The 14,317-nt window shown below is 47.7% G+C and carries 10 protein-coding genes; 5 read left to right on the forward strand and 5 right to left on the reverse strand.

The features are described from left to right. Window positions 1-382 precede the first annotated feature (382 nt). The 3 genes from FD01_RS13030 to FD01_RS13040 all read left to right on the forward strand — a co-directional run bounded on the left by FD01_RS13030 (window position 383) and on the right by FD01_RS13040 (window position 4,568). Window positions 383-2,203: a monovalent cation:proton antiporter family protein gene (locus FD01_RS13030; RefSeq protein ID WP_056964723.1), complete on the forward strand. Its 1,821-nt coding sequence runs from the start codon at window positions 383-385 to the stop codon at window positions 2,201-2,203. A 223-nt stretch (window positions 2,204-2,426) separates the two neighbouring features. Then, the gene (locus tag FD01_RS13035) at window positions 2,427-3,329 is read left to right on the forward strand and encodes a proline-specific peptidase family protein (protein WP_056964725.1); all 903 of its coding nucleotides are present in this window, start codon (window positions 2,427-2,429) and stop codon (window positions 3,327-3,329) included. Between the two features lie 372 nt (window positions 3,330-3,701). Beyond that, entirely contained in the window at window positions 3,702-4,568 is an 867-nt protein-coding gene (locus FD01_RS13040) for a hypothetical protein (RefSeq protein ID WP_054715143.1), read from the forward strand. 56 nt (window positions 4,569-4,624) lie between these two features. On the opposite strand, the gene FD01_RS13045 is transcribed toward FD01_RS13040, so the two are convergent. Further along, window positions 4,625-4,870 carry a hypothetical protein gene (locus FD01_RS13045; RefSeq protein ID WP_054715140.1) on the reverse strand — a complete coding sequence of 82 codons (246 nt, stop codon included), beginning with the start codon at window positions 4,868-4,870 and terminating at the stop codon, window positions 4,625-4,627. Then, window positions 4,867-5,331, reverse strand: a complete 465-nt coding sequence (locus tag FD01_RS13050; RefSeq protein ID WP_056964727.1) for a hypothetical protein — start codon at window positions 5,329-5,331, stop codon at window positions 4,867-4,869. The genes FD01_RS13045 and FD01_RS13050 overlap by 4 nt, the downstream gene beginning before the upstream one ends. Window positions 5,332-5,441: 110 nt before the next feature. Between FD01_RS13050 and FD01_RS13055 the strand changes: the two genes are divergently transcribed. Beyond that, window positions 5,442-6,101: a histidine phosphatase family protein gene (locus FD01_RS13055; protein ID WP_056964729.1), complete on the forward strand. Its 660-nt coding sequence runs from the start codon at window positions 5,442-5,444 to the stop codon at window positions 6,099-6,101. Between the two features lie 587 nt (window positions 6,102-6,688). Here FD01_RS13055 and FD01_RS13060 read toward each other — a convergent pair. The 3 genes from FD01_RS13060 to FD01_RS13070 form a co-directional block, all read right to left on the reverse strand. Further along, window positions 6,689-8,479, reverse strand: a complete 1,791-nt coding sequence (locus FD01_RS13060; protein ID WP_056964731.1) for a glycerophosphoryl diester phosphodiesterase membrane domain-containing protein — start codon at window positions 8,477-8,479, stop codon at window positions 6,689-6,691. 643 nt (window positions 8,480-9,122) lie between these two features. After that, window positions 9,123-10,931, reverse strand: coding sequence for an FtsX-like permease family protein (locus FD01_RS13065; protein WP_056964733.1), 1,809 nt, complete (start codon window positions 10,929-10,931; stop codon window positions 9,123-9,125). Between the two features lie 11 nt (window positions 10,932-10,942). Continuing rightward, window positions 10,943-11,701: an ABC transporter ATP-binding protein gene (locus FD01_RS13070; protein ID WP_054715127.1), complete on the reverse strand. Its 759-nt coding sequence runs from the start codon at window positions 11,699-11,701 to the stop codon at window positions 10,943-10,945. 839 nt (window positions 11,702-12,540) lie between these two features. On the opposite strand from FD01_RS13070, the gene FD01_RS13075 reads away from it, so the two are divergent. Then, window positions 12,541-14,181, forward strand: coding sequence for an APC family permease (locus FD01_RS13075; protein ID WP_404820722.1), 1,641 nt, complete (start codon window positions 12,541-12,543; stop codon window positions 14,179-14,181). Window positions 14,182-14,317 lie beyond the last annotated feature (136 nt).

Consider the following 14,317-nt stretch of genomic DNA (forward strand, 5'->3'; position numbering starts at 1 on the left):
CATCTGGCGTCAGTGGTCAGCCGTAGTGGAAGTGATTTGAAATTGGGACGGAAGCTGGTCGTCGCGACATAGTGAGATTTCCGTTGGCGATTTATCGCTTACGGAAAGCCGCAGGGAAAGATCCACTTGAATCAGAGCGTCGCGATGATCCAAGCTAGCTTTCCCGAGGACCCTCACTATGTCGCGGCGGCCAGCTGGAGTCCCAATTTCAAATCACTGAAACGTAACCAGACCACTGGCACCTGATGGCGGGCCTGATACACTTACGATGGCGGACAACATTTGCGCGAGTAAACCAGATTTAAAGACGATTTCGCCTAAAAATCGCAATGCGCGCAAATTAAGATTGGCGTATACTAGACAAAAAACTTGGGAGGCCGAGATGGATTCTCTATCATTATTGATCGTGTTGTTCGCCGCTTTAGCGATCCCGCTAGTCATGGCCAAATTTAAAATCACCTCAACGCCGACTGCAGTGGCTGAAATTGTCACTGGCATCGTGTTAGGGCCTAGTGTTTTCGGCGTCGTCAACACTGGTAGTGTCTTAAACGAACTCGCCAGCCTAGGCGTGATCGTGTTAATGTTTTTGTCGGGGATGGAAATTGACTTTTCGTTGTTTAAGCCGCAAAAAAATGCCACGCAAATCGGCCCGGCCAAAGTCGCTATCGTCGCCTTTGCCACCGTGGTGGGGATGTCTGGAATCTTTGCCACGATTTTACAAGTGACGGGATTTTTGCCGCATGCGGTATTCGTGACCATCGTTTATTCGACGGTGGCTTTAGGGGTCGTCATCGCGGCGCTGAAAGAAAAAGAACTGCTTTCAAAACCTTTTGGGCAAACAATTTTATTAATCGCCGCTTTAGGTGAAGTGATTCCGTTGATCAGCTTAACGGTTTACGCCTCGCTAAACGGCAAATCGTCCAAATCAGTCTGGTGGTTGCTGGCGATTTTTGTCGCCGCGATTTTCTTATTGATGCGGTTTCGCAAGCCATATCAATTCTTTGCGCGTATCGACAAAGCCACCACGCAATTAGATATTCGCTTAGCGTTCTTTTTGATCATTACTTTGGTTACCATCGCCGAATCCGTCGGCGCGGAAAATATTCTTGGGGCCTTCTTAGCCGGGATCGTGATGAAATTATTACGGCCGCGAGAAGAAACCCAAGACAAGCTGACCAGTTTAGGCTATGGCTTCTTCATTCCGATTTTCTTTATGATGACTGGGGTGAAGATCAATTTGCGGACGTTATTGGCAGACCCTAAAGCCTTGGCGTTGATTCCGATCTTATTAATTGGTTTCTTTTTTGCCAAAAGTTTACTGGTGTTTGTGTTGCGCTTGCGCTTCAAGCCGCGCAATGCGATTGCTGGGACTTTCTTGGCGTCAACCACCATCACCATCGTTGTGCCAGCTTTAACCGTCGGGCGCAATTTGGAAATTATTTCTAGCACCCAATCTGGCGCGTTCACGTTGGCTGCCATCATCACCTGCATTTTCAGTCCAATTTTATTCAATCGCTTCTATCAAGAAGAACCGGAAGACTTCAAGAAAACAGTGGTTCATTTCATTGGGACGAATTTGTTGACGGTGCCGATTGCGCAACAATTGTCCAAAGGCTTGTATGAAATCACCATGTTTACCGATGACCCAGCCAAGTACTCGACTTACAATTCTGAAGTCAACGTTAAACTGATGCCGAGCTTTTCCCAAGGCGCCTTACATGAAGCTGGGGCTTTTGATTCAGATATTGTGATGTTGGCATACTTTGACCATGATAAGAATTTCGAATTGGCGCAATGGGCCTTAGCGGAAAAGGTTCCGCGCATCATCGCCCGCTTTGAATCCAAAAATGTGGCCTCCACGCGCTATGACGAATTACGCGACCAAGGCGTGGAAGTCTACAACACCATCGACGCGTCGATTTCCTTGTTACGTTCGCTGATTGAAACACCGTCCACGTTGAAGATCTTGGATGATACGCAAGCTGGGATCTTTGAAATCACGGTTAACAACCGCAAGTTCACCGGGATGGAAGTCAAATCCTTGCCCTTTGTCAACGAAATCACGATTTCGCAGATCTACCGCGACAAAGAATTCATCGCCCCACATGGTGATACCCAAATTCACTTAGGCGACCACATTATCTTCTCCGGCGATAAAACCGCCGTCGCCGATATTCGCCAACAACTGGAAAAGAAAAACTAATGACAACACTCAAAACGCCTTACCGGATGCTGGTCCGGTAAGGTGCTTTGTTTGGGCTAGACTTCATGCGATTGTTGTAACTTAGCCTGAGTTTGACGATCGCCGGCGTCTTCGAAAACGACCCATTTTGTTATCATCTTCTCCTTTTTCTTTCACAAACCTGCCACTCAGAATCGGCCTAAGTGTTACAATATCAATATATTTAAGAAAGTGGTGATACACAATGAAGCAAGGAACCACGATCCTCACCTTGGACAACGGCTACCACTTGTGGACCAACACCCAAGGCACTGGTGATATTCATTTGCTGTGCTTACACGGCGGCCCTGGTGGCACCCATGAATACTGGGAAAACTTCGGCAAAGAACTCGCAGACCTCGGTGTACAAGTGCATATGTACGACCAACTCGGCAGTTTTTACTCCGATCAACCTGATTATTCCGACCCAGAAAATCAAAAATACTTAACGACTGACTACTTCTTGGATGAAGTTGAAGAAGTCCGCCAAAAGCTTGGCATCGATCATTTTTATTTGATCGGCCAAAGCTGGGGCGGTGCCTTAGTGCAACTGTACGCCTTGAAGTATGGTGAACACCTTAAAGGCGCGATCATTTCTTCAATGGTCGACAACATCAACGAATACCTCGAACATGTCGAACTTTGCCGTGAAGAGGCGCTGCCACCTTCCGCTGTTCGCTACATGAAAGAAATCGAGAAAAAAGGCGACTGGTCTGATCCCCAATACCAAAAGTATGTTGACGTATTGAACGCTGGCTATGTGGATCGCAAACAACCACCGGCAATCTCACACTTGATCTCCACCATGGCCACTGATGTTTATGGCGCTTTCCAAGGCGATAACGAATTTGTTGTTACTGGTAAGCTCAAGGATTGGGACATTCGCGACCAAATCCACAACATCACCGTACCAACGCTTTTGACTTTCGGTGAACACGAAACTATGCCAATGAAGTCAGCCCAACGCATGGCTGAAGACATTCCGCATGCCCGTTTGGTCACCACGCCAGATGGTGGTCACCATCACATGATCGACAACGCCCCAGTTTACTTCGCGCATTTGAAGCAATTCATCTCCGATGTTGAAACTGGCAACTTCAACGATTAATCCCAGTGGTTTTTAAACCGGGCTTAGCCATTCGGATAGCCTAGCCAAGACCCTTGAGTCGCACTTTGACTCAAGGGTCTTGGCGTAGCTAGACGTATTGGCGTTGGTTTAAAAACCACGACGACCAATGTGAGCTAAACTGGGCTTAGCAGTCCGGGTAGCCTAGAAAAAGCCGTTGAACCGCACTTTGGTTCAGCGGTTTTTGCGTAGCTAGACGTGGCTGCGTTGGTTTAGGGAACACAACGAGTCAGGACGAATTATGTCCTGGCTTTTTTTCTTGCAAAAAAATAGGCATTTTCTTCTATAGAAAGACTTAAGTAGGCAAGTCCCCAGCCAGCGGGTATAATTAAGGTGGAAATGGAGGCGATTCCAATGAAGAAGTTTTGGGGTATCACGATCACCTTATTCACCGCATTAAGTTTAGCCGCTTGTGGCAACAAACCAGCCACTAAAAATTCATCTAACAGTCAATCAACGTCTTCAGTCAAACAAAAGTCGAGTTCAAAATCCAAATCCAGCTCAAGCAAATCCTCGAGCGCCAGCAGTTCATCTAGTGTCAGCTCTAGTTCGTCAAACAAAGCAAATGCTACTTCAGATTCAACGTCCTCAACCAAATCAGAAACGACAGCCGATCGTTTAGGCAGTTTGACCCAACAACTTAAAGCTGCCTTACCATCATCGAAACTCCCAACCACCTACCCTGTAGCCTCTGGCCAGGTGCTCAATACCAGCTACTCAGGCAACGCTGATCATTACACGATTTATTTTGGTACTGGCAGTTCTGCATTACCGTTTAACACCAGCAGCGTCAACCCCAATGCTGCAGACATCAGCTTAAGTGCCCAAACCTACGCAAACGCCGCGGATGCTGAAGCGCAGATCAATTACCAAGCACCAGAAACTGGTTTACCCACAATTGCTTTAGGCGACAACCTCACTGGTACGCAACAAGGCGCCGCGGGTTCCACTTACACCAACTGGCAAGAAGGCCGCTGGTCACTCACCGTTCAAGCCATCAACCAAAATCAAGAAAATGGCTTGACCTTAAGTCGCCAAGTCGTCGCCTTGCTGTCAAAAGAATTCTTACCGATCCCGGCCACTCATGGTGCGATCAGCTTGCGGGTGAACACTGGCGGTTTACGGCTCAACAGTGTCACTTGGCGTCAAGGAAACATTTTGTACAATGCCACTGGGGTTGATGCCATCACGTTACTGCAAGTTGTCACTTCGCTCAGTTAATCAAAAATCGCCGCTGGCTTCTGTCAAATCAGAAGTCAGCGGCGATTTCATTTTGATTAACGGCGCTTGCGGGTGGCGATTTTCTTGTGAAGCACCATGCGCAGATCATAAATGCCGACCAGCAAGAACACGATCCCGGCCAAAACAGCGCCGATTGTATGCCCCGTTTCCCATAAACGGTAGGCAACATAACCCCCACCACCGAGCGAAACGACTGCAGAGCCGACCCAGTAACTCAAGGAACTGCTTGAATTTGATTGTTTGGCAGAGGTTTCCATCATTTGGCGAAATTTTTCTTTCATGGCTGTACTCCTTTGGTGTCGGGATGATTTTGAGCTTGAGCTTTGTCTGAATAAAACTGCGCATAAACAGTTGGCTTAGCACCGCTTGCGACCCACAACTGCTGGCTGTGGAGCTGAAAACTGGTCCCACTGCCAGTTTTTTGATACCAGCCGCGCAGATTCAACCAACCAGCGTACGTGTTGGCGGCGGCCCAGTTGGCTTTCGGCGTTTCAGGTTGCTGAGCGGCATCAAGAATCTGATTATCTGCCTTGCTACGCTCAGTGGCCCAATAGACTGGCGTTTTGATGTGGTCATAAATCACGGCTTTTTTAGTAAAGCGGTAAGTATGCGGTGAGCCTTGCGCGTCAACGTTGTACCAAAGCCTGCGATACTCACGGGTAAACACGGCGCGATGCGTTTTTTTGGCGTTGTAGGTGGCTGAGGCTTGGTCGCAGGCTTTGCAGTGCAACCAGCTAAGCAAATCAGTAAGCTCAGCGCGAGCATTTTTTTCGTCATCGCATCCTCCATATTCAGTTTAACACGTTAAGGCTGGCGTGTGCTAAACTAGAAGCAAAGTCAGGAGGAACCACAATGAAAACAGTTACCGTGTATCTCGTGCGCCATGGGCAAACTTGGTTCAATCGCTTCAACAAAATGCAAGGCTGGTCTGATTCACCATTGACTGACCAAGGGATCGCTGATGCCAAGCGAGCCGGCGATTTGTTGAGCCATATCACCTTCACGCATGCATATTCCAGTGACACCATGCGCGCTTCCAATACCGCGCGCGAAATTTTGGCCAAAAACCTGAACTCCAACGTGGCATTGACTATCACCCCGTTCTTCCGCGAACAATTCTACGGCTATTACGAAGGTGAAGACTCACCAAAAACCTGGTACGCAGTCGGCGCGCCACATGATGCCCCATCTTTTAAAGAAATCATTGCCAAATACGGCGTCGACGCTTCTAAAGATTTCTGTCATGAAGCCGATCCTTTCGGTGCCGCAGAAGATGCGCTGACTTACTGGAATCGCCTGCAAAAAGGCTTCAAGTTACTGCGCGCTGACAATCAACACGGCGACAACGTCTTGTTGGTTTCCCATGGCACCACGATCCGCAGTATCGTTGACAAATTCGGGAAAAACGATGGCTTCAAAGTTACCGATTCCCCTCGCAATGGTTCGATTTCTAAAATCGCGCTGACCAATGAAGGCGTGAAAGTCTTGAGTTATAACCAATTGGAACTGTAATCTCGTTATTTTAAAGTTGTGTTCGAGTTGAAACTTGTTACAATAAAAAAGAAGCGCACGACCTCTGCCAAGGTCATGCGCACAGAGCCGAAATAAGTTCGGTGGTCAATAGAACAACAAGCTAAGGCCGCGTCTATCTCGCAAAAGTATTACGCGGCTTTTTGCTTGCTTATTTTTTCCGAATTGCTTCGAACGCCGCAATCAGTCCGCCAACTGCTATTAACAGTTTCGTCGTCACTGAAACGAGGAGGGTTAGACCTCGAACCAGCGGAACTAGCAAACCAATCACGGCTGTGGCAGTCAAGATTGCACCAACCACAAGCTAAGCTGTACGCCAATCTTTCGAAATCTGATGCCGAGGTTTAGCCACCAAGGGCTCCACCTTCTTTCAAAAGTTGCACCACTGATCAGATTACTTTTCTGTAGCCTTCATCATAGCATACACGGCTGACTTGTCACAGGAAAATCAAGTGTGATTTGTTATTTAATTATTCATTGGTCATCTATGATTGCTTGAAAAATATGATGATCACAATCGAAAAATACAGCGTCAGCCACATCAAACTCCGATGCGGTTGGCGCTAATTTTAATTACTCATGACCGGTCGCCCAAAGTCACTCAAGGTCGTGGCAAACACTTCTAACCGCTGCGCATAACTTGGATGGTCATTTTGTTCGGCGATCACTTGTTTCAATTGCGTGAGGTTATCGGTGATAATGCCATCGACATCCGCAAAGACCATTTGCGTCATGGCATCGCGGTCATTCACGGTCCACGCCCAGATTTCTTTGTGTTGTCGGTGAACGGCATCTACTAGCGAATCATCCAACGTGGTTTCTTCAACCGTATAGCCACTGAGTTGCGTTTGCGGTGCCACCAAACTAAACGGCATGATGAAGTTGGCGGGTAGCTTTGGGACTTTGCGATGCAACTTCACCATTAAGGCATAGCTCAAAGAATGCACCCAGTCACCATGTTTGACTAAAGTCGTGGCATAGCGATCGATGAAGCGTTGCAACATGTCTGAACTGTCAGCTTTGGTCGGCTTTAATTCGACGATCAGCTTTTGATGTAACGCATTGGCGGCAGCTAAGTAATCATCAAAACTGGCAAGCTTTGCGTGGTGACCGTTTTCCGAAACCGTGATTTGTTGGAGTTGGGCTAAAGTCAATTCGCGTGGGGTTTTGTTGATGCCAGCCAGGGTCTTGAGATTCTCATCATGAAGCACCACAAACTGCCCATCTTTGGTTTCATGCAGATCCATTTCCACATAATCTGGATTTAACCGCGATGTTTTGGCTAACGCAGGAATCGTGTTCTGCACCCCATTGCCGGCATCAACGCCGCGATGAGAAATTGTCAGCGGCGCTTCCGTCAAGGCGCCTTTCATATAAAAGCCACTGAACGCGCCCATGATCAAAATACCACTGCCGCTGGCGATCAATACGACCACCCGGCGGAACCAATGATGCGACTGATCTGCGGCAAAATGCACCCGCCCTGTTGCCACATCATCTGGTGCGATCAAAAACAGCAAATAGATCACAGAACTCATGCCGCTTAACAAAATCTGCCCAGCGATCAACAACGTCAAGGTCACAATGGCGACCCCAAACGCGATCCCCGTTGAATCTGCCAAGGTTTGAATCTCGATCAATAAGGCTGACCAGCCAAAACCGATCAGCACAAAAATGGTCGCCAATACGCTGAGGCGCAGCGCATAGGTCCAAAATTTCCCGCGGGTTTCATGCCAAGATTCGCGTGCCGCGACGATCAGCGATTGATCCTTTAAAATCGTGATCGGCAAGACGCGCAACCACCGCACGCCGAGATACGCCATCGCCACATAAAAAATCAACACCAACGCACCAAATAAAGGCTTGGTCGCCAACCATTCCAACACAAACGTCGGCACCGCGACTTTAGCCAACAGTTGCGTGTGAATGATCACGCCTGCAAATGGCATCACCAATAACAAATACAAGATGAAAAAGCCGAATCCTGAAGGTTTCAGATGGCGGACATCGCGCAAGCCTTCAATGACAACGGCCCGCACCCCAAGTCCTGTTCGTCGACGGATATTGTCTAAGCCATCGAGCAGAATCGCGAATTGAATATAAGCCAGCAGCAATACCACCAGCAACATCACAATTAACTCGAAGGCGGCCAAAGGATGCTGAGTGAAAAGACTTAATAAGTTATCCACCCCTAAGTACGGAATGTCTGACTGGCTTAATATCCCAGCTGCAGTCCAGCGCATCAATGGTACCACGACTCCAGAAGTGATGGCCGTCACCAGCCCCATTAACAGGAGATAACTGCCCCACCGCGCCCCAAACTCTTTAAATAACCCACCGATATCACGTAAAAATTTCATCGTTTTCCTCCAATTATGCATTATACGCGGGTTGTGGTGACATGCATCATGCCCGAGGCGGATATGTGCGCTCTGGAGAGTAAATCTGGAATTGAAGATACCTATTTTGACTTAATTGTGTTATTTTATAGATACAAAAGAGCACGACCTCGGGAAAGGCCGCGCTCCAGCAGAGCCGAAATAAGTTCGGTGGTTAGTGAATCGCAAGCTAAGCCGCTATCACTTCGCAAAAGTATTACGCGGCTTTTTGCTTGCTTATTTTTTCCAAATTGCTTCGAACGCCATCTTGAATTTGCGAACTGCTTTTAACAGTTTTGTCATTGCCTTGGTCAGGTGGGTTAGGCCTTTCAAAAATGCAACTAGCAAACCAATTACAACTGTGGCGGTCAAAATTGCGCCGACCGCAAGCTAAGCTGTACTCCAATCTTTCGAAATCTGACGCCTAGGTTATCCACCATGGGTGCCACCTTCTTTCAAAAGTTGTACCACCGAACATAGTACTTTTCTGCGTAATTTATCGAACCATACACCACTGTCGAGTTATAGAATTTTAGACGGCAATATGTTATTTAATTAATCGCATTCGTATACAAATACCTTGCTAAAAATGCGCCACCTCCACAGTCGAGGTGACGCATCGTTTTTATTTGGCGAGATCTTTTTTAATGACGATGCCTTCATATAACCAAACGGTCAAGGCATAGTATACGCCGTACAACACGATGAAAATCGCAAATGGGATCCAAATGTTATGGTAAGGATCGTGAAGCATCGACGTGAACAGCTGTAAGCCAAACAACACGTGAATGACCCCAAGCACCCCTGGGAAAGCGAACAACGCGCCGATTTCATGACGGACGGAACGCCGCAGCAGCCCTGGCCGGACACCGATTTTTTGTAACATCAAGTAACGACTCGCATCAAAGCTGGCGCCACTTAAGATCTTAAACATCAACGTCGACGCTAACATAGCAAGGAATGCGATCCCTAAGAAGAAGCCCATGAAAGCCAAGCCTGAGAACATTTCGTTGATCAAACCGTATGTCGCCATTTTCTGGCCGGACATTTGGGTGTTGGTCACATGAAATTGCTTATTCTGCGCTTTGAACATCGCATCAAACGCATCGTAGTTGGCCGCAAAGTCTTTGACTTGATAAGTCACGATGTTGCGCGTCTTACCAGTCAACGCCACATATTCAGCATGCGGCACGATTTTGATTTGGCGCTGTGCATCAGCTGGCGTTCTGAATTGTTCCAACTGACTGGCAATTTCGTTCATGTTTTTGGTCAAGTCAGCGTTAGTCTTCAACGACAAATGCGTTGACGTCTTGCCATCATAAGCGATGAACTTCAATGGCCGGGCGTTGATTTGAGTTTGATCAAACACCACCGCCTTGCTGGTGACTTTTTGCGTATAACGCGTTTTTCTCGTCACCCCAGTTAACTCAGCGGCCGCTTTTTGCGTCGCAGCGTTGGCATCGATGGTCGTCGCATCATAAGCCGATTGGGTATTGGCCAATTCTGGAATCGCATTTTGGAAGCCTAAGCCGACGGTGATTGCACCTAATGCTAAGGCAAACAGGATCGCAACCACGGCTAAAATCTTGGTGTAATCGCGGATCCGGAAAGACAACTGACTCAAGGTGAAGGTATGCAGGCTTTTAGCCGCATACGCGTGGTTTTTCTTCAGTAAACCGATCAACCATACCAACAAGGCATTGAACAAGAAGTATGTCCCTAAAACGATGGTGATCAACGCGATCCCGATGGCGGCCATTTGTAATTTCGCCAATTGGGTCATGGACCAGTAGCCGATCGCCAACAACACGATAGCGAGGATACCTTGTACAATTAATTTCCAACGTTTCTGTTGAAGCCGGTTCGGCAAAGTGGATGCATGCAACAGTTCCAACATTGGCGTTTTCAACAAGCGCCCAGCATTGACGAAAGCTGCCAGCACAAACATCAACAAGAAAAAGCCAAACGTCGCGATCAACGCTGGTGGCCAAACCACAGCAAAGTGTGACGCCGGCGCATGCAGCATTGAAATCAACATGTTCCCAGCGATCCCCGTCAGCCCCATGCCGATGACCACACCGACAACAGAAGCTAAAAAACCAACCGATACCGTTTCAATAAAAATCAACTGGGCGATTTTGCGACTTTTGGCCCCGAGCATCATAAACATCGCATAATCGCGCTGGCGCATACTCATCAAGAAAGTGTTGGCGTAAACGATATACACCATGGTGATGATTACCAACAGCACTTCCCCGAAGCCGAAGATAAACGGCGTCATGCCGATGGGAGAATTTGATGTCAAGAACTTGGTGTTGGTGGCCAACGCCATAAACATGTAAAACACGGCACTGGCGATCACCAAGCCGGAAAACAACACGGCGTAATCACGGAAGCGTGAGCGAATGCCGCCTAAAGCTAATTTGCGTAACATTGCCGACCCTCCTATTGTTGAAACGTGCCTAACGTACTCAAAATTTCTTGATAAAAGGCTGCCTGGCTCTTGTCGCCATGTACCAATTCTTTCCCGATTTGCCCATCTTTAATGAACAAGATCCGTTGCGCATAGCTGGCTGAGAATGGATCATGCGTCACCAACAAAATCGAAACGCCTTGTTCTTGGTTCAAACTGGTCATCGTATCCAGCAATTCTTTAGCGGATTGCGAATCCAAAGCACCGGTTGGTTCATCCCCGAATAAAATGGCTGGGTTTTGCACCAAAGCACGGGCTGCGGCCACGCGTTGCTTTTGCCCACCAGACAATTCAGTTGGGTAGTGATCGAGCACAGCGTCGATGCCTAAAGTCTTAGCAATATGATCAACGGCTTCGACTTGTTTGCGGTGGCTGACGTTTTGCAAAGCCATTGGCAAGGCGATGTTTTCACGCGCGGTGAGGTTTTCCAATAAGTTGAAATCTTGGAAAATAAACCCGACTTGCTTAGCACGGAAATCTGAAAGCTTGTCACCTTTCAAGGCGGTGACATCTTGGCCATTGATTTTGACACTGCCACTGGTTGGCCGGTCAAGCGTGGATAAAATATTTAATAATGTCGTTTTCCCAGAGCCTGATGCGCCCATAATGCCGACGAATTCGCCGGGTTGCACATTGAAGGTCACGCCTTTTAAGGCTTGGAATTGTTTTTGATTTTTCTTCCCATAGGTTTTGGTGATGCCATCAACGGCGACCACTGGTTGGTTTTGCATGACTATTGCCTCCCCTTTTTCAATAACTCTATGTTACCGTATTTCCTGCCGATTTGAACGAACACGTGCCTAACGATTTTGTAAGCTCTAAAGTTTCTCTAAAGAAAATTTCAGTAAATTGTTCCCTATCCTATGAAAATTAGGTAGAATGTAGCGAACCCTTTTTTCATGCGCTGGGAGACTGGTCGAAAAGTGGTGGGCTCCATCGAGTTGGCGTCACTATGGTGGCGTGAACAAGTTGCCGGTGCGGCCGGCTCCAGAAATCGGCCCAAACCGCCGATGTTCTTTTGCCTAGAATTTGAACCAAAGAAAAAACACTTTGTTTCAAATTCTGCCGATGAAATCTGCGTCAGCCACCAAAAACCGGGGTCTAACTTGATTTCACTTGCACGGGCAATTGTTCACGCCACCCTGGTTTTGCCAACTCGACTCCACCCACCACTTTTCGATCTCTTATCCAGCTTATGAAATGACTTTATACCTATTATATGGGGTCATTTGTCCAGAAATTATTCACGAGACGTTAACTAACGCTTACCAGCAAGGCACGATTTCAAGCAGTAAGCTGATCAGTTAACGACACGTAGGCGATTTGGGTTTGGGCCGGAAGCTGGCCAGCCCAACATACTGAGTTCCGCAGGTCGAAATCCGGCGAGTGGGGAGCGCAGCGACACATCTCAGCTAGCTTCCTCGAGGACCCTCACTATGTTGGGCTGAGTCAGCTGGAGGCCCAAACTCAAATCACCGCACCTTTACCATTACATAGGAGGCTCACATGTTCTTGAATAAAGCTCCAGGGTGCTAAGCGATGTTTGTCGCTTAGGATTTTGGAGGAAATTATGCAACCTGAAAAACAAAAGCAATACATTCCATGGGTCATTGTCGGCTTAATGGACTTTGTCACAGTCATCGGCTTTGACGATATTATTTATAACTTTCAAAACCAAGGGCTCGTCGCCGTTACTTCTTGGGTTTTGATGACGATCTTTTACGTGATCCCTTATAACTTGATCGTCGCACACATGGGCTCCACCTTCGCTGAACATGGCGGTGGGATCACTTCTTGGATGCGCCAAACCAACGGGGACACAGTTGGTTACTTCGCCGCTTGGTTTTACTGGATTACCGGCCTCCCATATGTCGTCGATGTCGCCAACTCCGTAGTCATTTCCTTTGGCTGGATCTCTAACGGCAATGGCAACATTCAAGCCCACATGGGGAATGCCTGGTTTGGTATTTTCACCGCGGTGGTGTTCGTGGTCTTCATTTGGCTCCAACACTTCTTCAAGAACAAGTCCCTTGAAGTGATGTCCACCATCGGCGGCGGCGCGATGTTTATCATGACGGTGTTGTTTGTCATCATGACCATCGCCGGCTTGATGCACGGCAACCCGATCGCCACGCATCCCTTCCACTTCTCCAGCTTCATGCCGAAGAACTTCTTCTCATTATCCTTCTTATCGACGTTTGGTTTGTTCGTGTTTGCCATGAACGGTTCCGAATTGGCCGCCCCTTACACGGCTGATATGAAAAATCCGGCCAAAGACTTCCCGAAAGCTTTGAAAATGATCGCCATCATGACGATGTTTTTGACCTTGTTTGGGACTTTCTCTTTAGGGGTTTACTTCAACGCCCATCACTTGCCAAATGACTTGAAAATGAACGGTTCTTACTATGCGTTCCAAGCCATCGGTCGCCAATTTGGCATGGGTAACGCCTTGATGTATGTCTTCGCTGTGGTGCAAGGCATTTACATGTTAGCCCAATTAGCAGTAATTCTTGACGCATCAACGCGTGTCTTCTTATCTGATGTGGCCAAGCGCTTCATGCCCCGACAACTCACCAAGAAGACTGAAGACGGCTTGCCGATCAACGGTTACTGGCTGACCACCATTTTATGTGCGGTGATCATGGCTTTAGGCGGGATGTTGCCAAAGATCAACGACATTTTCAACTGGTTGTTGAACTTAAACGGAATCGTCTCCCCATTCTCCACGATGTTCTTGTTCTGGTCTTACATCATGGTCCGCAAGAATCCAGAACGCTTCCCAACCCCTGATTACAAATACATCAAAAACGACAAGCTGGGCTTGATCGTGGGGTTGTGGATGTTGATTGTCACCTTCTTGTTGGCTTGCTTGGGCTTTTTCCCAACCGATGCCAACGACAAGACGTTTGCATTGATGTTGACGTTAAACATTGTGGTCCCAATTGGCATGGTCTTATTAGGCTTTATGATGCCTTGGATTGCCAAGCGTCAAGCCGCCGGGCAAAATGCGTTCGGGCGCACAGCTTGGTGGATCATGACGGTGATCGTCGCCGTGGCTTTGATCTACTTAGCCAGCGATGGGATCAACACCTCCTTGTTAGTTGGTAAGAGCTTAGCGTTACGCTATGCAGTGACTGGGATCGTCGATGTGATCTTGTTCGGCCTGATCATGAGCATGACCAAAAATGGACGGCGCGGCACCATCGCCTAACTTTTTTGAAAGACTCAATTCGCTTAATTGCGAGTCGGGTCTTTTTTTGCCTGTGCACAATTGTTTTTAGACAATTATTCTTCCTGGATTATTCACCTCGGTATTTGGGACATGAAATCGCATCTGGCCGGTCTGA

Source organism: Lacticaseibacillus manihotivorans DSM 13343 = JCM 12514 (assembly GCF_001435035.1).
GTDB classification, from domain to species: domain Bacteria; phylum Bacillota; class Bacilli; order Lactobacillales; family Lactobacillaceae; genus Lacticaseibacillus; species Lacticaseibacillus manihotivorans.